Annotated in this window: 22 protein-coding genes and 1 pseudogene; 13 read left to right on the top strand and 10 right to left on the bottom strand. The window is 65.1% G+C overall.

Going from position 1 to position 22,122, the window contains the following annotated elements:
- Nucleotides 1-59: 59 nt before the first annotated feature.
- From M2335_RS06500 to M2335_RS06465, 8 genes are all read left to right on the top strand, one after another.
- Nucleotides 60-818, top strand: coding sequence for a class II aldolase/adducin family protein (locus tag M2335_RS06500; protein WP_264594166.1), 759 nt, complete (start codon nucleotides 60-62; stop codon nucleotides 816-818).
- A 58-nt stretch (nucleotides 819-876) separates the two neighbouring features.
- Entirely contained in the window at nucleotides 877-2,979 is a 2,103-nt protein-coding gene (locus M2335_RS06495; RefSeq protein WP_264594165.1) for a prolyl oligopeptidase family serine peptidase, read from the top strand.
- 10 nt (nucleotides 2,980-2,989) lie between these two features.
- Nucleotides 2,990-3,550 carry a (2Fe-2S)-binding protein gene (locus tag M2335_RS06490; protein WP_264594164.1) on the top strand — a complete coding sequence of 187 codons (561 nt, stop codon included), beginning with the start codon at nucleotides 2,990-2,992 and terminating at the stop codon, nucleotides 3,548-3,550.
- A 121-nt stretch (nucleotides 3,551-3,671) separates the two neighbouring features.
- A complete protein-coding gene (locus M2335_RS06485; RefSeq protein WP_264594163.1) occupies nucleotides 3,672-4,613 on the top strand; it encodes an RcnB family protein in 942 nt (313 codons plus the stop codon).
- A gap of 148 nt (nucleotides 4,614-4,761) precedes the next feature.
- Nucleotides 4,762-5,451 carry a prolyl hydroxylase family protein gene (locus M2335_RS06480; RefSeq protein WP_264594162.1) on the top strand — a complete coding sequence of 230 codons (690 nt, stop codon included), beginning with the start codon at nucleotides 4,762-4,764 and terminating at the stop codon, nucleotides 5,449-5,451.
- Between the two features lie 160 nt (nucleotides 5,452-5,611).
- Nucleotides 5,612-6,052, top strand: coding sequence for an RcnB family protein (locus M2335_RS06475; RefSeq protein ID WP_264594161.1), 441 nt, complete (start codon nucleotides 5,612-5,614; stop codon nucleotides 6,050-6,052).
- Between the two features lie 185 nt (nucleotides 6,053-6,237).
- Complete coding sequence (locus M2335_RS06470) at nucleotides 6,238-8,070, top strand: DUF885 domain-containing protein (RefSeq protein ID WP_264594160.1); 1,833 nt, start codon at nucleotides 6,238-6,240, stop codon at nucleotides 8,068-8,070.
- A gap of 141 nt (nucleotides 8,071-8,211) precedes the next feature.
- Nucleotides 8,212-8,646 carry a hypothetical protein gene (locus M2335_RS06465; protein WP_264594159.1) on the top strand — a complete coding sequence of 145 codons (435 nt, stop codon included), beginning with the start codon at nucleotides 8,212-8,214 and terminating at the stop codon, nucleotides 8,644-8,646.
- A gap of 54 nt (nucleotides 8,647-8,700) precedes the next feature.
- Here the strand turns inward: M2335_RS06465 and M2335_RS06460 are convergent, their stop codons facing one another.
- A complete protein-coding gene (locus M2335_RS06460; RefSeq protein WP_264594158.1) occupies nucleotides 8,701-10,302 on the bottom strand; it encodes a lysine--tRNA ligase in 1,602 nt (533 codons plus the stop codon).
- A gap of 179 nt (nucleotides 10,303-10,481) precedes the next feature.
- Here M2335_RS06460 and M2335_RS06455 point away from each other — a divergent pair, with 179 nt between their 5' ends.
- A complete protein-coding gene (locus M2335_RS06455) occupies nucleotides 10,482-10,841 on the top strand; it encodes a PilZ domain-containing protein (RefSeq protein WP_181560205.1) in 360 nt (119 codons plus the stop codon).
- Between the two features lie 14 nt (nucleotides 10,842-10,855).
- Here M2335_RS06455 and M2335_RS06450 read toward each other — a convergent pair whose 3' ends face one another.
- Both M2335_RS06450 and M2335_RS06445 read right to left on the bottom strand, forming a co-directional pair.
- Nucleotides 10,856-11,068 (bottom strand): hypothetical protein, encoded by a 213-nt coding sequence (locus M2335_RS06450; protein ID WP_264594157.1) that lies wholly within the window; start codon nucleotides 11,066-11,068, stop codon nucleotides 10,856-10,858.
- Entirely contained in the window at nucleotides 11,065-11,514 is a 450-nt protein-coding gene (locus M2335_RS06445; protein WP_181560207.1) for a DUF983 domain-containing protein, read from the bottom strand. The genes M2335_RS06450 and M2335_RS06445 overlap by 4 nt, the downstream gene beginning before the upstream one ends.
- Nucleotides 11,515-11,594: 80 nt before the next feature.
- On the opposite strand from M2335_RS06445, the gene M2335_RS06440 reads away from it, so the two are divergent.
- From M2335_RS06440 to M2335_RS06430, 3 genes are all read left to right on the top strand, one after another.
- Nucleotides 11,595-12,968 (top strand): PLP-dependent aminotransferase family protein, encoded by a 1,374-nt coding sequence (locus tag M2335_RS06440; RefSeq protein WP_264594156.1) that lies wholly within the window; start codon nucleotides 11,595-11,597, stop codon nucleotides 12,966-12,968.
- Between the two features lie 83 nt (nucleotides 12,969-13,051).
- Nucleotides 13,052-15,823, top strand: a complete 2,772-nt coding sequence (locus M2335_RS06435; protein ID WP_264594155.1) for an ATP-dependent DNA helicase — start codon at nucleotides 13,052-13,054, stop codon at nucleotides 15,821-15,823.
- Nucleotides 15,820-16,371 carry a SixA phosphatase family protein gene (locus tag M2335_RS06430; RefSeq protein ID WP_264594154.1) on the top strand — a complete coding sequence of 184 codons (552 nt, stop codon included), beginning with the start codon at nucleotides 15,820-15,822 and terminating at the stop codon, nucleotides 16,369-16,371. The genes M2335_RS06435 and M2335_RS06430 overlap by 4 nt, the downstream gene beginning before the upstream one ends.
- A gap of 286 nt (nucleotides 16,372-16,657) precedes the next feature.
- Here M2335_RS06430 and M2335_RS06425 read toward each other — a convergent pair.
- The 7 genes and pseudogenes from M2335_RS06425 to M2335_RS06395 form a co-directional block, all read right to left on the bottom strand.
- A pseudogene (locus M2335_RS06425) lies at nucleotides 16,658-16,888 on the bottom strand (MerR family transcriptional regulator); the annotation flags it as partial.
- A gap of 85 nt (nucleotides 16,889-16,973) precedes the next feature.
- A complete protein-coding gene (locus M2335_RS06420) occupies nucleotides 16,974-17,270 on the bottom strand; it encodes an integration host factor subunit alpha (RefSeq protein ID WP_264570883.1) in 297 nt (98 codons plus the stop codon).
- A 156-nt stretch (nucleotides 17,271-17,426) separates the two neighbouring features.
- Nucleotides 17,427-18,398: a beta-ketoacyl-ACP synthase III gene (locus M2335_RS06415; protein WP_319801055.1), complete on the bottom strand. Its 972-nt coding sequence runs from the start codon at nucleotides 18,396-18,398 to the stop codon at nucleotides 17,427-17,429.
- Nucleotides 18,395-19,441, bottom strand: coding sequence for a phosphate acyltransferase PlsX (plsX, locus tag M2335_RS06410; protein WP_264570884.1), 1,047 nt, complete (start codon nucleotides 19,439-19,441; stop codon nucleotides 18,395-18,397). Before plsX ends, M2335_RS06415 begins: the two co-directional genes overlap by 4 nt.
- Nucleotides 19,442-19,463: 22 nt before the next feature.
- Nucleotides 19,464-19,643 (bottom strand): 50S ribosomal protein L32, encoded by a 180-nt coding sequence (gene rpmF / locus M2335_RS06405; protein WP_181560213.1) that lies wholly within the window; start codon nucleotides 19,641-19,643, stop codon nucleotides 19,464-19,466.
- A gap of 229 nt (nucleotides 19,644-19,872) precedes the next feature.
- Nucleotides 19,873-20,550, bottom strand: a complete 678-nt coding sequence (locus tag M2335_RS06400; RefSeq protein ID WP_264594153.1) for an MBL fold metallo-hydrolase — start codon at nucleotides 20,548-20,550, stop codon at nucleotides 19,873-19,875.
- Nucleotides 20,551-20,608: 58 nt separating this feature from the next.
- Nucleotides 20,609-21,310: an NAD-dependent deacylase gene (locus M2335_RS06395; RefSeq protein ID WP_264594152.1), complete on the bottom strand. Its 702-nt coding sequence runs from the start codon at nucleotides 21,308-21,310 to the stop codon at nucleotides 20,609-20,611.
- A gap of 41 nt (nucleotides 21,311-21,351) precedes the next feature.
- Here M2335_RS06395 and dapB point away from each other — a divergent pair, with 41 nt between their 5' ends.
- The gene (dapB, locus tag M2335_RS06390) at nucleotides 21,352-22,119 is read left to right on the top strand and encodes a 4-hydroxy-tetrahydrodipicolinate reductase (protein ID WP_264594151.1); all 768 of its coding nucleotides are present in this window, start codon (nucleotides 21,352-21,354) and stop codon (nucleotides 22,117-22,119) included.
- Nucleotides 22,120-22,122: the final 3 nt, after the last annotated feature.

The following is a 22,122-nucleotide window of genomic DNA, read 5'->3' as shown; positions in this document are numbered from 1 at the left end:
CATCATCCAAGCCATCGCCCCACGAGACCCAGGAGGGTCCGGCGCAAGGAGAGAGGATCATGGCCGCAGCCGCCCAAACACACCCAATGAGCGATGCCGAATGGCAGGCCCGCCAGCAACTGGCCGCCTGCTACCGCATCTTTGCGCATATGGGCTGGGACGAACTGATCTATAATCACATCTCGCTGCGCGTGCCGGGCGAAGAGCAGGCGTTTCTCATCAACCCTTTCGGCCTCCATTATTCGGAGGTCAAGGCATCCAATCTCGTCAAGATCGACATTGACGGCAACACGCTGGATGGCAGCCCGCACCCGGTCAACCGCGCGGGCTTCGTGCAGCACAGCGTCTTCCACCGCCATGTGCCGGATGCGCATTGCATCATCCACACCCATACCACGGCGGGCATGGCCGTCTCATCCACGCAGGAAGGGCTACTGGCGACGAACTTCTATGCCGGCTTCCTGATCGGCAACATCGCCTATCATGATTTCGAGGGCGTGACGGTGCGGCCGGAGGAAGGCGCGCGCCTCGTCGCCAATCTGGGTGACAAGCGCTTCATGATCCTGCGCAACCATGGCTTGCTGGTGATGGGCCAGACGTTGCCGGAGGCATTCCTGCGCTATTTCGTATTCGAGCGGGCCTGCGAGATCCAGCTGGCAACGCGGCAGGCCGGCACGCCGCTGATCATCCCGGACGAGGTGCTGGCGGTGCACAAGCGCGACATGTTTTCGGCCATCCCGGCCGAGCGGTTCGGGATGCTCGACTTTGCCGCGATGGTCCGCGTGATCGACCGGATCGACCCTAGCTGGCGCGACTGAGCATTGCTCCGGCACGCCGCTGGTGGCAATCAGGGGCGTGTTTCCGGGAAGATTCTCCATGAAGGTATTGGCAATGGCGGCTGCGATCACCCTCGCAAGCGGAACGACGGCGGCTACGGCAGACACTGTGGCGCAGGACGACCCCTTCCTCTGGCTCGAGGACTGGCATGGCGAGAAGTCCATGGCCTGGGTGGAGGCGGAGAATGCGCGCACCGTGAACGTGCTGCAGAACGACCCGAACTACCCCGGCATGGTGAAGGACGCGATCGCCATCGCCACCGCGACCGACCGCATCCCGATGCCGAGCCTGATCGGCGGGCGCATCTATAATTTCTGGCGGGATGCCGCGCATCCGCAGGGCATCTGGCGGCACACCAGCGCCAGCGAGTATGCGCAGGCCAGCCCGCGCTGGACGACCGCGCTCGATCTCGACGCGCTGAGCAAGGCCGAGGCGAAGAAATGGGTGTGGAAAGGCGCGACCTGCCTAGAGCCGGATGAGCGGCGTTGCCTGATTTCGCTCTCTGACGGTGGCGAGGATGCCACCGACATTCGCGAGTTCGATCTCACCACCGGCACCTTCGTCAAGGGCGGTTTTGCGCTCTCCACATCGAAGCAGGGTGTCGACTGGGTGGATGCCGACACGCTCATCGCCTCGCGCGACTGGGGCGAAGGCACGCTGACGGCATCGGGCTATCCGTTCGTCGTCAAGACGCTGAATCGCGGCGCGCCGCTGAGCGATGCCACAGAGGTGTTCCGCGGTGCGAAGGAGGATGTCGGCGTTTGGCCGGCGGTGCTGAACGATGGCGCGGGTAATCGAGCAGTGATTCTCGTGCGCTCGCGGACCTTCTTCGAGAATGATTACATCCTCGTCACCACTCAGGGCGTGCGCAAGCTGCCGCTGCCGGCGAAGTCCACACTCTCGGGCATGATCGCCGGCCGGGTGATCCTCAAGACCAGCGAGCCTTGGCGCAGCGGCGGCGTGGACGTGCCGACCGGCAGCGCGGTGGCGATCTCGCTCGATGATCTGCGCGCCGAGCGGACGCTGGTGCTCCAAATATTGTTCGCACCGGGCGCCCGGCAATCGGTCGAGCAGGTCGCCACGACCCGCGACCATGTCATCCTCGCCACCACGGACAATGTGCGTGGCCGCGCTGCCGTATTGACGCCGACCGCGACGGGCTGGACATCGACCGCGCTGACCCTGCCCGACAATGCCTCCATCGGCATCGCGGCGGCCAGCGACCGGGACAATGCGGCCTATCTGTCTGTCACCGGTTTTCTTCAGCCGACAACGCTCTGGCAGATCGATGCCGCCAAGCCGGCACCGGTGCAGGTGAAGGCCCCGCCCGCCCGCTTCGATGCGACCGGGCTCGTGGTCGAGCAGTTCGAGGCCAGTTCCACGGACGGAACGAAAATCCCCTATTTCATCGTCCACCGCGAAGGCATGGCGCGCGATGGCAGCACGCCGACGATCATGACGGCTTATGGCGGTTTCGAGGTATCCTACACGCCGTCCTACTCCGCGCTGATCGGCAAGCTCTGGCTGGAACGGGGCGGCAGCTTCGTTATCGCAAACATTCGGGGCGGCGGGGAGTTCGGACCAGCCTGGCATCAGGCGGGGCTCAAGACCAAACGCCAGATCATCTATGATGACTTTGCTGCCGTCGGCCGGGATATCTTCGCGCGCAAGCTCTCCAGCCCCAAGAAGTTCGGCATCTTCGGCGGCTCCAATGGCGGGCTGCTGATGGGCGTGGAGTTCAATCAGCATCCCGAGCTTTGGAATGCCGTGGTCATTCAGGTGCCGCTGCTGGACATCCTGCGCTTCGAGCAGATCGCCGCCGGGCCGAGCTGGGTCGATGAATATGGCAGCGTTTCGGTGCCGGAGGAAAAGGCGTTCCTCGAGACGATCTCGCCTTACCATAATGTGGTGAAGGGCAAGGCCTATCCCGAGCCCTATATCTGGACGACGACCAAGGACGACCGCGTCGGCCCCCAGCACGCCCGCAAGTTCGCGGCGCGGCTCAAGGATTATGGCATCCCCTATCTCTTCTACGAGGATACAGCAGGCGGCCATTCGGGCGATGCGGACATCGAGCAGAGCGCCCGGCTGAAGGCGATGGAAATGGTCTACTTCACCCGCAAGCTCGTCGACGGCAAGTGACGCGGGGCCGATGACCAAGTTCACCGTCAACGACCGCCCGGTCGAATATAAGATGGACCCGCAGACGCCCTTGCTGTGGGCATTGCGGGACGCCTCCAATCTCACCGGCACCAAATATGGCTGTGGCACGGGCGACTGTGGCGCCTGCACAGTCGACATTGACGGTCTCGCGATCCGCTCCTGCCAGGTCACGATCGCCGCGATGGAAGGCCGGTTCGTCACGACCATCGAGGCGCTGTCGCCCGATCGCAGCCATCCTGTGCAGCAGGCCTGGGCAGCGCAGATGGTGCCGCAATGCGGTTACTGCCAATCCGGCATGATCATGGCGGCCTCCGTGCTGCTGCGCCGGAACAGCAACCCGACCGACGCGCAGATCGACGGGGCGATGACCAATATCTGCCGCTGCGGCACCTATCCGCGCATTCGCGAGGCGATCAAGCAGGCGGGGCGCATCATGCGTGGTGAAGAGCGCGTGGCGGCTGCGCCTGCACCGGGCATCGCGCCAGCAGACGCCGCGCGCCATGTGCCTGCCATGACCCCGCCCAGTGACGAGCGCTCGACGGCCGATTGAGCGTCCCGCTGCGAGACAAGCTTTCGCATCGCTGTCAGCAATGTTCAGCATGACGACAGCGGCCTTGTCGTAAACACATCCTTAATGGCGAAGAACCGCCTGCTTTGAGGATGTAACCACGATGAGCCGTCTTTTGACCTTCGGCCTGCTGGCTTCCACCATGCTGGCCACAGCGCCGGTTGCTGCGCAGGAGCGCAGCGCCAACCGGGGCGACTGGATCCGTAACCAGAACCAGCAGCAGCAATCCGCCCCGCGGCAGGATGGCGGCGATCGCCGGCGTGACTGGTCCGGACAGCGCGGTGGACCGTCGCGCGGGGACGGCATGCGCCCGCAGCCGGCTCCACAGCCGCGCGCGCCCTCTACGGTGACCACGACCCGCGTCGCGCCGTCCGATGCGCCCCGCCCCAATTGGCAGGACCGTCGCGCACCCGACCAGGCCGGCCGGCCCGACAGGCCCGAGCAGCGCGAGCGTCCCCGCGATCAGCCGCGCAGCTGGAATGACACCAGCCGGAACAATGCCAACTGGCGTGACGATAACCGCCAGCAGGCGGAGAACCGCGCCGAATGGGAACGTCGCCGCGAGCAGGCCAATCGCGATGGCAACCGCACCGACTGGCGGGACCGCGACGATGCGCGCCGCTGGGATGGTCGCCGCGACAATGACTGGCGACGCAATGACAGCACCAGCCGGGACCGCGCCGACTGGGAACGGCAGCGCCTGAACGAGCGCCAACGCTGGGCCGACCAGCGCCGCTGGGACAATCGCTGGCGCAACGACCGGCGCTATGACTGGCAACGCTACCGTACGCAGTATCGCTCGGTCTACCGCATGCCGACCTATTACGCGCCCTATGGCTGGAACTACGGCTACCGCCGCTTTTCGATCGGCATCTACCTGAACGACATGCTGTTCGGGCGGAATTACTGGATCAGCGATCCCTATGAGTACCGCCTGCCGCCCGTCTACGGCTCGCTGCGCTGGGTGCGCTATTATGACGATGCGCTGCTGGTCGACACCCGCGACGGCTATGTCGTCGATGTGATCCACGACTTCTTCTGGTGAGCGGGTCGGCGCCCGCACCAAGCCCTTCCTGAGCGGCCTTCAGGAAAGACTGGGCCGGTTCCCGCTTCGGCAGGGGCCGGTCCTTTTTTGGGTGCGAGCGCACCGCCTCCCCTTGCTAAGCCCGGGATCGGGATGGCAGGAGACAGGCATGAAGCAAGATTGGCCAGATGACGCGGAACTTCCCTCGCAAGCCCGCGCGGAGATCGGGGTCCGCGTGCGCCAGCGCCTCTCCCGCAACCCGATGATCAGCCGGGTGCAGACAGAGCGGGCCGAGATGTTCCTGCGCCACGGACTGGTGACGCCCAAGGAATGCACCGAGCTGATCGGCAAGATCGATGCCGGGTGCAAACCCTCCAAGCTGTTTTCCGGCACCGAGTCGGGGTACCGCACCAGCAGCAGCTGCAATCTCGATATGTACGATCCGCTCGTGGTCGCGGTGACGAAGCGCATCGACGCGCTGATGGGCATCGAAGGCGACTATGGCGAGCTGCTGCAGGGCCAGCGTTATTACGAGTCCCAGCAATACCAGCTCCATTGCGATTATTTCCCCGCGAAGGTGCACTATTGGCCGGCGATGCGGGCGACCGGCGGACAGCGCTGCTGGACGGCGATGGCCTATCTGTGCGACGTCGAAGCGGGCGGCGAGACGCAATTTCCGCGCCTCGGCGTGACCATTCCGCCCCGCACCGGCACGCTGCTGATCTGGAACAATATGACCGCGGACGGCAGCCCCAATTACGATACGCTGCATGCTGCCCTGCCCGTTACCAAAGGCGCCAAATATGTCGTGACCCGCTGGTATCGCGAGCGCCCGTGGGAACCGCGCAATAAACCGTGACTCCGGGTTCAGCCACGCGGGGCACCTCAGACAAATTGCGACACTTATGAGCGAAAGCTGACACAGGCGTTCGCGCGCCATTCAGCCCGTCGAGCCGATAAGGATCAGGCGACCAAGGCCGCAGAACGAGGCGCCTGGCCGGCACTGAAAGGAGTGTCACATGATGAAAAAGTTTCTGCTCGGCGGGCTTGCAGCCCTCACCCTCATCCCCACCACCGCGATGGCCCAGCCCTATCATGCCCAGGACCGGCAGGATGTGCGGGAAGCTCGTCGCGATGTGAACGACGCCCGGCGCGATGTTCGCGATGCCAAGCGTGACCTGCGCGACGCCCGCTGGGACTATCAGCGCGAGGTGCGCGACTATAATCGCGAGCGCCCGTGGCGCGCGGCCCCGTTCAAATATAAGAACTTCAAGGCAGGCGTTACCATCCGGCCCGTCTATTACGGCCGCAGCTATGTCGTGAATGACTGGCGCCGCTTCCACTGGGATGCCCCCCGTGCGAACCAGGTCTGGGTGCGCCATTATGACGACGCGCTGCTCGTGAATACGCGCACCGGCAGGGTCGTGAAGGTGATCCACAACGCCTTCCGTTACCGCTGATCACGCGTCCCTTTTCGGGATAAGAATGAAGAGGGCCGCGCCGACATTCGGCGCGGCCCTTTTTGTGCGGCTGAGCATGCTTCCGCGCGACGAAACGAGCCGGTCGAGCGTTGTGATGAACGGCGCGCGGCGCTACGCATCGATGCATGCGATCCCCCGATCGACCTTCCCGGAAAGGACTTCCCATGTTCCGCGCCCCGCGCCTTACCCGCAGCCTCTCGTTGCTGCTTGCCGCCACCGCTTTTGCTACGCCCCTGCTGGCCCAGACGCCTCCGGCGCAACCCGCCGGCCAGACTGCCTCGAGCGAGGATCAACGCCTGACCGCGCTGTTCGCCCGCGCCAATGAGGCCACGCTCGCAAACAACCCGCTCGACGCGCTGTTTCGGGGTGATATGCGCCATGCCGAACGCATGGGCGATTATATCAGCGACGCCTATTTCGCGACCGAGCGCAAAATCGCGCAGGACAATCTCGCCGCTCTCCACGCCATCAACCGCGACCGGCTGAACGCCCAGAACAAGATCGCCTATGACGTGTTCGAGTGGGAAGTGCAGGACAAGCTGACGAAGCTCAGCCCGCCGCTGGTCAACATTAGCGCGGTCATCCCGATCAATCATTTCACGGGGCTGCACACCTTCTACCCGACCCTGTCGTCCGGCAAGGGCGCGGCGCCGTTCAAGACGCTCGCCGACTATGAGAACAACCTCAAGCGCCACAAGGACTATGTCCGCTACCTCGACCGCGCGATCGGCCGCTTCCGCGAGGGCATGGCGAGGGGCGTTGTCGAGACGAAGCTGACCATCGGCAATACGATCTCGCAGCTCGACGCCTTGTTGGCCCAGCCAGTGGACGAATCGCCTTTCTACCAGCCGGTGAAGGATTTTCCCGAGGACATCGCGCCGGCTGACCGGCAGCGGTTGACCAAGGCTTATCGGGATGCGCTGATCAACGAGATCAACCCCGCCCAGAAGCGGCTGCGCGACTTCCTGAAAGCGGACTATCTGCCGGTGGCACGCGAGGGCGTTGGCCTCAGCGCCATGAAAGGTGGCGCTGAGCTTTATGCCGCGCTGGTCAAGAGCATGACGACGCTGCCGCTCACCCCGGATTATATCCACAATCTCGGCCTTTCGGAAGTCGCGCGCATCCGCAGCGAGATGGAGCAGGTGCGGGACGAAGTGGGATTCAAGGGCACGCTCGGCGCCTTCTTCACCCATTTGCGCGAGGCCCCGGAATTTCACCCCAAGTCCCGCGAGTGGATGACGGAGGAATTCTACCGCATCGGCAAGATCGTCGATGAGAAGGTGCCGAGCCAGTTCTCAACTCTGCCCAAGGCCAAGCTGGAAATCCGGCCCTATCCCGAATTCCGCGAGAAGTTCGAGGCTGGCGGTTCCTACGAGAATGGCACGCCCGATGGCACGCGCCCCGGCGTCTTCTACTTCAACGCCTATGACCTGCCGTCCCGCAGCATTCCGGGCATGACGACGCTCTATCTGCACGAAGGCGCGCCGGGCCATCACTTCCAGATCAGCCTCGCGCAGGAAAATGCCAGCCTGCCCGACTTCATCCGCTTCGGCGGCAACACGGCTTATGTTGAAGGCTGGGCGCTCTATGCCGAAACGCTGGGCTATGATTTCGGCCTGTTCAAAGACCCCTACCAGCGCATGGGCCATCTCGACGATGAGATGCTGCGCGCGATGCGGCTGGTGGTGGATACCGGCATCCACGCCAAGGGCTGGACCCGCGATCAGGCCATTGCGTACATGCTCGACAACAGCTCGATGGGGAAGACGGACGCCACCGCCGAGGTCGAGCGGTACATCGCCATGCCGGCCCAGGCCCTCTCCTACAAGATCGGCGCGCTGACCATCCAGCGGCTGAAGAAGAAGGCGCAGGCGGCGCTTGGCGACCGGTTCGACGTCAAGGCCTTCCACGATCAGGTGCTGATGACCGGCGCGCTGCCGATGAGCGTGCTGGAGCGCAAGATCGACGATTGGATTGCTGACACCAAGGCTCGGTAATCGGCTGCGCCCTGTGTGCGCCCAGTGGCCCCGCCCAAGCGAGAGCCACCGGGATCGCACTCGACATCGGCCCCAATCACTATTGCAATTCGTTCGCAATAGCATATCCTGCCAGCCTTCATTCTGCTGGAAGGGGTCGCCATGACCAGGGATTTATCCGCTCTTTTCGCCTTTCGGGACCTGCGGTCCTTTCCGTTGACGGCCATGCACCTCATCATGGCCGCGCGGCTGTGCATTATCTACAGCCAGTCAGGCCGTGATCCTGTGCCGGACCTCGCCGTCCGCTTGCGGTCCATGGATGCCGCCCGGCGCGTCATTCTGCTCGTGCGGGGATTGCAGGAGGGCTGGCCCGAGCATTTCCTTGTGCATCGCCCCTGCGCGATGACGCTCAGCCCTGACGAGGCGCTGCTTGGCGATCTGGCGGTGACGGCAATACAGGGCGACGAGGCGGAAGCCACGCGCCTGCTGCGCGAGACGCTGCCCTGCGATGTCACGCATTTCCTCTTTCACCAGACCGTCGCAGCCGTGGCGGCGATCCGGTCCGCACAGTTGCAGCCGCATCGTCCCGCGAATTGATGCGGCTGCTGAACGCGGGGAACGTTGGAGGGTAGCTCACCCCCGTTCTACCGATTATGCGGCTGCCAGATCCAGCGCCTGGGCAATCAGCTTGCGGCTGTTTGCAATGCCATAAAGTGCGATGAAGCTGCCCATGCGCGGCCCCTGCTGGGCGCCGAGCAAGGTCTCATAAAGCGCCTTGAACCAGTCGCGCAGCTGCTCGAAGCCGTAATGCGGGCCCTTGCCGATTTCGTAGACGATATTCTGGATGTCTTCGGCCGAGGCGTCGTCCGGCAAAGCGGCTAGCTGGGCATCTAGTTCGCGCAGGGCCAGCGCTTCGTTGGGCTCCGGCGCGCGGCGCTTGAGCGTGGGCGCGACGAAATCGCGATTATAGGCCAGCGCATTGCGCACGAGGCCGGCGACGCGCGGATAGCGCTCCACCGAGGCATCGGGCGCGTAGTTGCGCAGATAGGCCCAGACCTGATGCTCGGTCGCATCGGCGCCCATGACGCCGACCAGATTGAGCAGCAGGCCATAGGTCACCGGCAGCGGATCGTCCGCCACCTGCCCGCCATGGACGTGGTGGACGGGATTGCCCAGGCGCTTGTCCACGGCCTGCGTGGCATAGGCGGAGCGGAACTGCTCATAATCATCGACCGCGCGAGGGATGACGCCGATGTGCAGCGACTTGGCTGCCTTGGGCTCGCGATAGATATAGAAGGCAAGGCTTTCTTCCGAGCCATAGGTCAGCCACTGCTCGATGCTGAGGCCATTGCCCTTGGACTTGGAGATCTTCTCGCCCTTCTCGTCCAGGAACATCTCGTAGTTGAAGCCCTCGGGCGGACGTCCGCCGAGCGCACGGGCGATCTTTGAGCTTTGCGTGACGCTGTCTATCAGATCCTTGCCGGCCATCTCATAATCGACGCCCAGCGCCACCCAGCGCATCGCCCAGTCGACCTTCCATTGCAGCTTGGCGCCGCCGGAGAGGATGCTCTGTTCGATCGTCTCGCCTTCGTCCTCGAAGCGGACGATCCCGGCATCGGCATCGACCACCTCGACCGGCACCTGCAGCACGATGCCGCTCTTCGCGCTGATCGGCAGCACCGGCGAATAGGTTGCCTGCCGCTCCTTGCGCAGCGTGGGCAGCATGATGTCCATGATCGCCTGATAGTTGCGCAGCACATTGCGCAGGGCGTCATCGAACTGGCCCCCGCGATACATGTCGGTCGAGGAGACGAATTCGTAATCGAACCCGTAGCGATCGAGGAATGCGCGCAGCATCGTATTATTGTGATGCGCGAAGCTCTCATATTTCTCGAACGGATCGGGCACTTGCGTCAGCGGGCGGCCGAGATGCTCGGTCAGCATCGCCTGATTGGGGACATTATCCGGCACCTTCCGCAGCCCGTCCATATCATCGCTGAAGGCAATGAGCCGCGTGGGCGCGCCGGTGATTTCCTCATAGGCATGGCGGACCATGGTGGTGCGCTGCACCTCATTGAACGTGCCGATATGCGGCAGCCCCGACGGGCCATAGCCGGTCTCGAAGAGCATCGGCGCACCGCCCGCTTTGCCCTGCGGATAGCGCTTGAGCAGCTTGCGCGCTTCTTCATAGGGCCAGGCCTTGGAGACCTTCGCGGCCTCCCGCAGTTGAGCGGCATAATCAGCATCAGTCATGCGGCGAGCCTCTAGCGCCAAGAGCGCGCGCGCAACAACCAAAAAGGCCGGAGAGCAAAAAACTGAAATGCGACGAAACGAAAATTTTACCAATTGGTGTAAGACATCGTGAACGTCCGCCGGAGACGCAAAACCCCTGGGGAGGGGAGAATCGGGTGGGCTTGTGTGGGAGTCTCACCGTGGACCATAAGATCGACCGGCCGCAGCGCGTCTGCGTCCAAGTTCCTGTTATCATAACGACCGTGCTCGACGTGCAGGAGGCCACATTGGTGGACCTGACCGAGGATGGCGGCCTGATTTCCGGGTGCAGCCTGAGCGAGGGTACACGGTTCCAGATCGACTATATGAGCGAGACGATCTATGCCCAGTCCATCTGGCATGAGGTTGACCGCACCGGCTGCCGATTCATTTTCCCGCTAAGGGATGGCGCGCTCTATCAGCATCTCGAACTGGCCCGATCAGCCCTTTTCGCGGAAAGTGCGGCCTTCGCGGATGCGAGCGCTGGCCCAATCCGCGGTTTTGGGCGCCGCCTCGCCTGAGTCCCGTCTTTACCTCAACATTCCTCGCCGACGAGCCGCCGGCCGTTGCGCCGGACCGGGGGGCCGGATTCTGGCTGGAGAATCTTGAGCAGAGCAAGCGCGAGCCGCACTTCCACGAAATCATCGCCCTCGCCCGTCGCTACCTGCTGAGCCTCTTCGGCAAAGCCGCTGTCGCGCAGATGCTGCGCTGCGGCCTTGCGGGCCAGATCGATGGGCGCAGCCGTCACGGCCGGTCGCCCGAAGGCGCCACCAGCGGACCATCCGCGCCATAAGGGCGCCAAGGTTGCGACACCCGCCCTTCCCGCGCCTTGAAGAAATACTGGCTGCAGATCAGCCAGCCCTTGAGCGGCCGCAACGGCAGGATGCAGGTTGCGAGCACCAGCGGCAGGGTGGTGACCAGATGCAGCCACAGCGGCGGATCGGCCTTTACCTGCAGCACAAGCGCGAAAACGACCGCAGGCACGCAGGCGAAGCAGATTACGAAGAAAGCGGGGCCATCGGCCGGCTCGGCATAATCATAAGAGAGACCGCAGACCTCACAGGAGTCGCGGATGGTCAGGAATCCCTTAAATAGCCGGCCCTGCGCGCAGCGTGGGCAGCGGCCGCGCAAACCTGTGCGCACGGGGTCATGCCGAGGCCCGTTTTCTTGCTCTTGCGTAGTCAGGTTCGACATGGCGATTGCTCCATTTTCTTTGGCAATCAGATAGTCGATATGTAGGCTTCATCCTACCATACATAAAGCGGGCGCTTGCCATGCAGAACTGGGTTGCCCTGATCCGCGCCGAGAATCTCCGCGCCGACCACGGGCCAAAATATGCGGCCATTGCCGATGCCCTCCGCGGCGCGATCCACTCCGGCGAGTTGCGACCGGGCGAACGCCTCCCCGCGCAGCGCGATCTGGCCGCGCAGCTCGGCGTGGACCTGACGACGGTGACCCGCGCCTACACGCTGGTACGCGAGGCCGGGCTGATCGAAGGCGCCGGGAAGCTCGGCAGCTTCGTGCGCAACGACATCGCCTTGCCCCGCTTTGGCGAAACCGCGAGCGACCGGGGCATGAATGTGCCACCGCAGCCGGGTTTCAACCTGCTGCCACAGGCGATCCACAATGGCATGGCCAGCCTGCTGCGCGCCGGCCGCCATTCCCCGATCCTCCAATATCAGCCAAGCCTCGGCAACATCGCGGACCGCGCGCAAGGGGCCGAGCGGCTGGCGGCGCTCGGCTTGCCGAGCGAGGCGGACCAGATCGCCATCACGGCGGGCGCCCAACATGCCTTGCATGGGCTGGTCCACAGCATTCTGGAGCCGGGCGACCGCCTGTGCTGCGCGCCGTTCATCTATCCCGGCATGCTCGCGCTGGCGCGGCGACGGGGTCTGGTGCTGACGCCCGTCAATGTCGATGATGAGGGGCTGATACCGGATGCGCTGGACGCAGCCCTGCGCGGGGGCGCGCGCGCCGTCTATCTCACGCCGACCAATGACAATCCCACCTGCATCACCATGGGATTGCGGCGGCGGGAGGAGATTGCCGCCATCATTGCCGCGCATGGCGCGACGCTGATCGAGGACGATGCCTATGGGCAGCTCTGCCGCGCTGCCCATCCGCCCTGCGCAGCGCTGATCCCGGCGCAAAGCTGGTATATTGCCGGCACGTCCAAGCTCATCTCGCCGGTCTTGCGCGTCGCGCATGTTCGCGCGCCCTCCGCAGAGCAGAATCTGCAACTGGGCGCGGCGCTCGGTGACAGCGCCGTGATGGCGCCACCGCTGAACGTCGCGCTGGTCAGCCACTGGTTGCGCGAAGGGCTGTTCAGTGCGCTGATCGATGGCGTCCGGGCCGAAGCGGTAGTGCGGCACCGGCTTGTTACGCGCCATCTGGGCGGCCTGCCCTACCGGATGCAGCCCGAGGGCTACCATCTCTGGCTGGACCTGCGCGATGCCAGCGGACGGGGGCCGGATATAGACGTGCTGATCGATGTGCTGGGCGGCATGGGGCTCTCCGCCGTGGCCAGCAGTGCCTTCGCCATCGAGGGTTGTCCGTCCACGCATATCCGCCTGTCCGTCGGCGGCGCGCTCGACCATGGGGCGATCGAACGTGCGCTGCGGCACCTCCGGGACCGACTGGGGCGCTGAGCCCGACCACCGGCCGCCGGTTATGCGGTAAAATAACCGAACGGCGCGTTCCCCTTATGGACCAAGCACGCTATGGCTGCCTGGTGTCCCCATCCCATCCGATCCTGCCGGGCCTGCCACCGGCGCTCCATGCCAGCCATGCGGGCATTTGGCTGACCGATGGCAGCGGCGAACAGACCATCGGGCTTGGTCGCGGACAAGCCCTTGCGCGCGCCGCGGATACGCCGCTCCTGCTGGTCAATGCGCCGTTGCTGGGATCGCGATTGGGCTATGCGGATCTCTCTGGCCTCGACCTGCTGGAGCTATTTGCCTTCCTCTTCCCCGCTCAGTTCGTGATTCCCACAGTTGCGGGGCTCGCCCGGGCCATGGGCCTCGCGCCGCCGGCCAGCGACGCCGAGGCGGCGCGGCTCATCCCGCAGATTGCCAGCTCCATGCTCGGCTGGACTGAGCGAGCCGACTGGGCGGAGCGCGAAGGCGCCTGGACCAGCCTCAATCAGCTCGAGCGGTTGCGCTGGAGCTGGGCGTCGCTGCTGCGTCCGCGCATTCGCCAACCGGCTGAGGCCGAGCGATGGCTGTTTACACGCCTGCCGCAATGGGAGGAGCAGGCGCCCCGCCCTGCCCCGCGCCCCGTGACCCTCGACGAGGCGGATGTGCTGGCGCGCCTGCGCAGCCTGACCGGCAGCGGCGCCGAAACGCGGCAGGGCCAGCGGGATTTCGCCGCCGCCGCCTCCGGCAGCTTCGCGCCCCGACCGCGTGAGGACACGCCCAATGTCGTGCTGGCGCAGGCGGGCACAGGCATTGGCAAGACGCTCGGCTATCTCGCGCCCGCAACGCTGTGGGCCGAGCAATCCGGCGGGACGGTGTGGATCGCCACCTACACCAAGGCCCTACAGCGCCAGCTCGACCGCGAAACCCGGCGCCATTATCCCGACGATGCCGCCTTCCGCCGCCATGTCGTCATTCGCAAGGGGCGTGAGAATTATCTCTGCCTGCTCAACCTGGAAGATGCCCTGCAGGGCGGCTTCGCCGGGCGCGCGGCGGTGCTGGCGCAGTTCGTGGCGCGCTGGGCGGGCTATACGCGCGACGGGGATATGGTCGGGGGCGATCTGCCGGGCTGGCTGATGGCCCTGTTCCGCCGCGCGGGCGCGACAGCGCTCACCGATCGGCGCGGCGAGTGCATCTATGCAGGCTGCCCGCATTTCCGCACCTGCTTCATCGAGCGGGCGACCCGCGCCAGCCAGAATGCGGACATTGTGATCGCCAATCATGCGCTTGTGATGATCAACGCAGCTCGCGGGCGGGAAGCGCAGGGCGCGCCGACCCGGATCGTCTTCGACGAGGGGCACCATCTGTTCGACGCGGCGGACTCGACCTTCGGCGCGGCACTCACCGGGCGCGAGGCGATCGAACTGCGGCGCTGGATCATGGGGCCGGAAAGCGAGCGCAAGGGGCGCCGGCGCGGCCTCGCCGCCCGTCTCTCCGATGTCGCAAGCTATGACGAGGAAGGTGCCGAGGCCATCGACGCCGCCCGCGAAGCCGCTCGCGCGCTGCCGGGCGAGGACTGGCTGCGCCGCGTCGTCGAGCATGGCGCCGAGGGAGCGATCGAGGCGGTGCTCGCCGCCGTGCGCGACACCGTCTACGCCCGCGCCGAACGGGACGGACGCGACACCGATCCGGGCTATGGGCTGGAAGTGGACCTGAGCGAAGCGGACGGGGCACTGATCGATGCTGCCACGGATGCCGCGCGCGCGTTGGAGGCGCTGCTCGGGCCGCTCCAGCGGCTGGGCAAGCGCCTCGTCGCCGTCATTGAACTGGCGCCGGACTGGCTGGATGGCCCGGCACGCGCGCGCATCGATGGCGCGATCTCCGCCCTTGGCTGGCGGTGCGATCTGCTGCGCGCCTGGATTGCGCTCCTGCTACGCGTCGGCGGGCCGCCCGAGCCGGCCTTTGTCGACTGGCTGGCGGTGGATCGCGTCGAGGGCAAGGAATATGACATCGGCCTGCACCGCCACTGGCTGGACCCGACCAAGCCGCTGGCCGAGACGGTGATGCGGCCGGCCCATGGCGTGCTCGTCACGTCGGCAACGCTGCGGGCCGGCGGAGATACCCAGACGGCCGTCGAGCGATCGGGCGCGGTGCATCTGGGGCGCGCGCCGCAATGGTTCGAGGCGGCCAGCCCCTTCGACTATGCGCGGCAGAGCGAAGTGCTGATCGTCACCGACATCAAGCGCGGCGATCTGCCCGCGCTGGCCGGCGCCTATGCCCGGCTGATCGAGGCGGCGGGCGGCGGCACGCTGGGACTGTTCACCGCCATTCGCCGGCTGCGCTCCGTGCAGAAGCGCATTGCCGATCGGCTCGCCCGTGCTGGCCTGCCGCTCTATGCGCAGCATGTCGACCCGTTCGACCCCGCAACCCTGATCGACATGTTCCGGGACGATCCGCGCGCCTCCCTGCTCGGCACGGATGCGCTGCGTGACGGGATCGACGTGCCTGGCGATTCGCTGCGGCTGGTGGTGATGGAAGGCGTGCCCTGGGCCAAACCCTCGGTCCTCCACGCAACGCGGCGACAAGCCAGTGGTGAGCCGACCGCCTATGATGATCGGCTGGTCCGCGCCCGCCTCGCCCAGGCCTTCGGGCGGCTGATCCGCCGGGGTGACGACAGCGGCCAGTTTGTGATGCTCTCCTCGGCTATGCCCAGCCGATTGTTGAGTGCTTTTCCACCCGATGTCCCCATCCTGCGCATTCCGCTCGATGAAGCCATCGCGCGCGTGCGCTCACGCCTTGGTTCCTCGGCCGATATCGGGCAGAGACCGCTGGACGGATCTTATGAGACTAGGGTGTCCACCAAGGAATGAAGACGGTTATCGTTCTGCGCCATGCCAAGTCTGACTGGAGCGATGCCGCGCTGCGCGACTTCGACCGCGGACTGAACGGCCGCGGCGAACGCGCGGCGGCCGTCATGGGCCAATGGGCCGCCGGTCACGGCGTGACCTTCGAGACGATCATCGCATCGCCCGCCGTCCGCGTGACGCAGACATTGGCGCGTTTTCGCGACGCTTATGGCCCCTGCCCCGAACCCATGCGGGACATGCGGCTCTATCTGGCTTCTGCCGGAACCATAGCAGAGGTGCTGAGCGAAATCGCGCCGGACCGGGCCTCGGTTCTGTTGGCCGCCCACAGTCCCGGCCTTGAGGATTTCATCCTGACGGCCAGCGGCCAAGAGCGGCTGGCCGGAATGCGCGCATCCGTCGAAACGAAATTCCCGACCGCCGCCATGGCCGTGCTGACCTTCGATGTGGCGGGCTGGGCGGACCTGGCCAGCGGATTCGCTGATGCGGCGACGCTCGAAGCCTTTGTGCGGCCACGCGATCTGGATCCGAGTCTGGGACCGGATCAGCGCTGAGTCGGAAGCGCAGACAGGCCGCTCAACCCGGGTTGAGCGCCTCTTCGAGATTGTTGCGGATGACCCTCAGCCTTGCGATCACCGTGGAGATGTCCGGCGAGGCCGGCGAGCGCGGGCGGACCGGCTGATCGACGGCCGTCCCTGAAAACAGGTCGTCCATTGCCGTCCGTGTCGGACTGGAGCGCTCGTCGCTCGCTGCCTGTGCAAGCGCTTGCACGACCCGCTCAGCGGGTTGCGCTGCGCCTGCCTCAGCGGAGGAAGGCGCCGAGGTCGTCTTGCGCGCGCCGGCCAAGGCCCGCTGCGCACCCGGCACAGTAAAGCCTTCCTCGTTCAACAGTCGATGAATCCGACGCGCAAGTTCCACGTCAGCGGGCCGATAATAGCGGCGATTACCAGATCGCTGGAGCGGACGAAGCTGCGGGAACCGGGTCTCCCAGTAGCGCAAGATATGCTGCGCCACGCCCAGTTCACGAGCAAGCTCTCCAATCGTCAGAAACGCGCCGTCATCTTTGGCCATGCCTTATTCTGCAACGAGATAGGCGAGCGGGTCAATCCGCGACCGACCGCACGAGCCCATCACGCGACAGTCGGCCGTGAGATATTCAGGCGCCGGCGACGCGTTCGCGCAGCGTCTGGCTCGGCCGGAAGGTGAGAACCCGCCGCGGCGTGATCGGCACCTCGACGCCGGTTTTCGGATTGCGCCCGACGCGCTCGTTCTTGTCGCGCAGCACGAACGTCCCAAAACCGGAAATTTTGACATTCTCGCCTTGCTCAAGTGCCTCACTCACAAGGTCGAGCACCTGCTCGACAATCTGCGCGGATTCAGACCGCGAGAGGCCGATCTGGCGGTTGAGCCGATCAGCGATCTCAGCGCGGGTCAACGTGTCTTCTGAACTCATTTCGCCCCCAAATAACGAAACCAAGCGCGCCCTGTCCCCCAACAGGCCACATCGCCGTCTCTGCGGCAGAAACTCTTACAATGCAATCGGCAAGAATCGAAACAAGCCGCAGTTATTTCGCGATATTATTGAAAAATAAGATTATCAGAACACGGGCTAAAACCGCAGGGCGCTGGCGCCCCAGGTAAAGCCGCCGCCCATCGCTTCCAGCACGAGGAGATCGCCCCGCTTGATGCGCCCATCCCGCACGGCGGTATCGAGCGCCAACGGGACCGACGCGGCCGAGGTATTGGCATGCTGATCGACGGTGACGATCACCCGCTCCGCTTCCAGGCCCAGCTTGCGCGCCGTGGCATCGAGAATGCGGGCATTGGCCTGATGTGGGACCACCCAGTCGATATCCTCGACTGCGATATCGGCCGCCTCGAGCACTTCGCGGAGAACCTGCGCAAGGTTGACGACCGCGTGGCGGAAGACGTCCTGCCCCTTCATCCGCAGCTTGCCGACAGTTCCGGTGGTCGAGACGCCGCCGTCGGTATGGAGCAGGCAGTTATGCCGGCCATCTGCGTGGAGGCGACTGGCGAGAATGCCCCGCCCAGTCTCCTCATCGGTATCCTGCCCGCGCAGCAGCACCGCGCCTGCACCATCGCCGAACAGCACGCAGGTGCCGCGATCTTCCCAGTCGAGCAGCCGGCTCATCGTCTCCGAGCCGATCACCAGCGCGGTCTTTGCCGCGCCACCACGGATCATGTTGTCCGCGACAGTCAGCGCGTACAGAAAGCCCGAGCATACCGCTGCCACGTCGAATGCGACGCAATCATTGATGCCAAGACCGGTCTGAACGCGCGTGGCAGTCGCCGGGAAGGTCTGATCGGGCGTCGTGGTCGCCAGAATGATGAGATCGACCTCGGTGGCCGGGACATTAGCGGCCTGCAGCGCCTTGCGCGCCGCCTCGACCGCAAGCGTGGAGGTCGTTTCGCCCTCCCCGGCCAAATGGCGAGCATGAATGCCGGTCCGCTCGACGATCCACTCGTCGCTCGTGTCCACTGTCTGCGCCAACTCATGATTGTCGACACGGCGCCGGGGCAGGGCGGACCCGGTCCCTTCGATCACGGACCGCAAGGTCATTTGGCGACCAGTTCCTCTTTTCCAATAGGCCCAACGCGGGCGATGTCCTGCGCGATGCGGGCACTCAAATCTTCCTCCACCAGCCGCGCGGCGACGTGGACGGCATTGGCGATGCCCTTCTCGTCGGCACTGCCGTGGCTCTTCACCACCATGCCGTTAAGGCCAAGGAAGACGGCGCCATTATGATTGTTGGGATCAAGATGCACCTTGAGCAGGTGCAGCGCCGGCTTGGAGAGCAGGAAACCGGCCTTGGAGCGCAACGAGCTGGTAAAGGCACGGCGCAGCACGTCGGTTACGAACCGGGCGGTGCCTTCGGCCGTCTTGAGCGCAATATTGCCCGCGAAGCCCTCGGCGACGATGACATCCGCATCGCCCGAGCCGATCTTGTCGCCTTCGATAAAGCCATCGAAGCGGAGCGGCAGGCCGATGCCCTTGCGAAGGACCGCAGCGGCATCGCGAATTTCGTCAGTGCCCTTCAAATCTTCGGTGCCGATGTTGAGCAGGCGCACACGCGGCATCTCGAGATCGAGCACGACACGGGCATAAGCGGCGCCCATGACCGCGAATTCGACGAGATTGCGCGCATCGCACTCGGTGTTGGCACCAAGATCGAGCATGACGACATCATTGTCGCCGAGCGTCGGCAGGAATGCAGCCAAGGCTGGCCGGTCGATCCCCGGCAGCGTGCGCAGGGCGAGCTTGGCGATTGCCATCAGAGCGCCGGTATTCCCGGCGGAGACGGCAGCCTGCGCGTCGCCGTTCTTCACAGCCTGAATCGCCAAGCCCATGGAGCTCTGGCGGGACTGGCGGATCGCCTGACTGGGCTTGTCGCCCGCGTTCACCACCTTGTCGGTGTGAACGATTTCAGCGGCCTGCGAGAGATTGGGGTGGTTGGCGAGCGCGGCACGAATCCGCGTCTCATCACCAAAGAGCAGGAATTGCAGCCCTTCATGCCGACGACGCGCCAAGGCGACGCCCGCGATCATCACGCGGACGCCCTCGTCACCGCCCATCGCATCAATCGCGATCCGCGGCGTCTTCACAGCATGATTCCCCGGTCGGGCCTCAGGCGCCGATCGCGACGATTTCGCGGCCGTTATAGTGCCCGCAAGCGGTGCACAGATTGTGGGGGCGCTTCAGCTCACCACAATTGGGGCATTCCTGATAGGATTCCACGCGCAGCGAGTCATGGCTGCGACGCATGCCGCGCTTGGACGGCGAAGTTTTTCTCTTTGGGACAGCCATGAGGGCACCTGTCTAAAAAACGCAAAACATCAATAACGGGTTCGCTTGCCTGGCCGCCTGCAAAGGCGTCTTGGCGGCCACAGAGGACCGCGGCCAACCGAGAGCCGGGCGTTCGCGAGAGTGAGCGCCTATAGCGCTTTTTCCTGATGGTGCAACCGATTCATTGGACAAACTGGGCGCTTGCGGGGCCGAGCCGGACATTGCGTGGCGGGAAGGCCGCATCGCGCCATCAGTCGCGCACGCCCGTGACGCTGTCGCCCACAAAGGGGTTGCTGGCCCGCTCATGCGCAAAGCTGCTGGGCTGGCCATGGCCCGGCACGAAGATCGTCTCACCACCCAGCGGCCAGAGCTTGCGCGTGATCGACGCGATCAGATCCTCATGATTGCCGAGCGGAAAATCGGTGCGGCCGATGGAGCCTTGAAACAGGACATCGCCGACAATGGCGAGCTTTGACGGGCCATGATGAAAGACGACATGACCCGGCGTGTGGCCGGGGCAATGGATGACATCCAGCACCAGCTCGCCGACGGTGACCTTGTCCCCATCGACCAGCCAGCGCGTCGGCTCGAACGGCTCGCCGGGTACGCCCCAGCGCTTGCCATCATCATCCAGCCGCGCGATCCAGAAGCGATCATCCTCATGGGGCCCTTCGATAGGCAGGCCCAATTCCTTGGCGAGCACGCCGGCCTGTCCGCAATGATCGATATGACCGTGCGTCACGAGCAGCTTCTCCAGCGTCACGCCGGCATCCGCCACCGCCTTTTTGAGTCGCGCCAGATCGCCGCCGGGATCGACCAGTGCGCCACGCATGGATTTGGTGCACCAGATGAGCGAGCAATTCTGCTGGAGCGGCGTCACCGGGATCATCGCGGCGCGCATCGGGGGACTTTGTGGATCGGCAGTCATGGGGCCTGATCTGGCAGTCGAACCCGCCCGGCGCAAGGGTGGCGCGGGGCAGCGGCGTTCAGGACGCCAGCATCTCCTCGACCCATGCCGGCACGAGCTGGCTCGCTGGGCCGAGGCGGGATTCATCGAACCAGGCACTGCTTTCTGACGGTTCGAGATTCAGCTCCAGCGTCCGCGCGCCATAGGCCTGCGCCATGCGGACGAACCCGGCGGCCGGATAGACAGCGCCCGACGTGCCGATCGACACGAACAGATCGGCACGGGCCAGCGCCGCTTCGATCCGCGCCCTCTGATAAGGCATCTCTCCGAAAAACACGATGTCGGGCCGCAGGTCGGGCGCGCCGCAGGTGGGGCACGTCGCTGCAGGCGGGAGAGGACCCGTCCACGGCAGACGGTAATCGCAGGTGGCGCACAGTGCGCTGTTTAACGCGCCATGCATATGGAGGAGGTTGCGCGAGCCGCCGCGCTCGTGGAGATCATCGACATTCTGCGTGACCAGCAGGAGCTCGCCCGGCCACGCAATTTCCAACCGAGCGAGCGCCGCATGTGCGGGATTGGGCTCAACGCGCTCCAATGCGGCGCGACGCATATCATAGAAGCGATGGACCAATGCAGGATCGCGCGCCAGCGCTTCGGGCGTGCAGACATCCTCGATCCGATGCTGTGCCCACAGGCCATCTTCCGAGCGGAAGGTCTCCAGGCCGCTTTCTGCCGAGATGCCGGCGCCGGTGAGGATGACAAGTGCGTTCGAGTCTGGCATCGGCGCGATGAGACAGATTTGGGGCGAAGGACGCAAGCATCATGACGGCGATCGGCATCTTTGGCGCGCGGGGGCGCATGGGTCAGGCGATCGCGGGGGTTGCGGCGGATGCCGGGATTGCGGTGGCGGGCGGAACGGACAGTCAGCCGGGCGGGACCATCGGCGCAGAAGGCGCGGCGATCACCAGCGATGCGATGGGCCTTGCGGGCAGCGCGGACGTGCTGATCGACTTCTCGGTGCCCGGCGCGCTGCAGGCGCATCTCGATGCCTGCGTCGCGGCGGGGAAGCCGCTGCTGATCGGCACGACCGGCCTGGAAGCGGCGCATCACTCCGCCATCGACCGCGCGTCGGCGCAGATCGCGGTGCTGCAGACGGGCAATACCTCGCTCGGCGTCAATCTGCTGGCTGCGCTCGTTCAGGAAGCGGCCGCGCGACTGGGCGACGATTGGGACATCGAAATTCTGGAGATGCATCACCGCCACAAGGTGGACGCTCCTTCCGGCACAGCGCTACTGCTCGGCGAAGCGGCGGCGGCCGGGCGCGGGATCAGCCTTGCCGAGCATAGCGCGCGGGGGCGCGACGGGGTCACTGGCGCGCGCAAGGCCGGCGACATCGGTTTTGCGGCGCTGCGGGGCGGATCGGTCGCAGGCGATCATCTTGTGGTGCTGGCAGCCGATCAGGAACGGATCGAGCTGGGTCACCGGGCCGAAAGTCGCATCATCTTCGCCCGTGGTGCGGTGAAGGCCGCGCAATGGCTGATCGGCAAGGCGCCGGGGCGATATGCCATGGCGGACGTGCTGGGGCTGTAGGTC

Origin of the sequence: Sphingobium sp. B12D2B (assembly GCF_025961775.1) — a bacterium.
Lineage (GTDB): Bacteria > Pseudomonadota > Alphaproteobacteria > Sphingomonadales > Sphingomonadaceae > Sphingobium.
The sequence above is the reverse complement of the archived record's forward strand: the minus strand, read 5'-3'. Positions and strand labels throughout refer to the sequence as shown.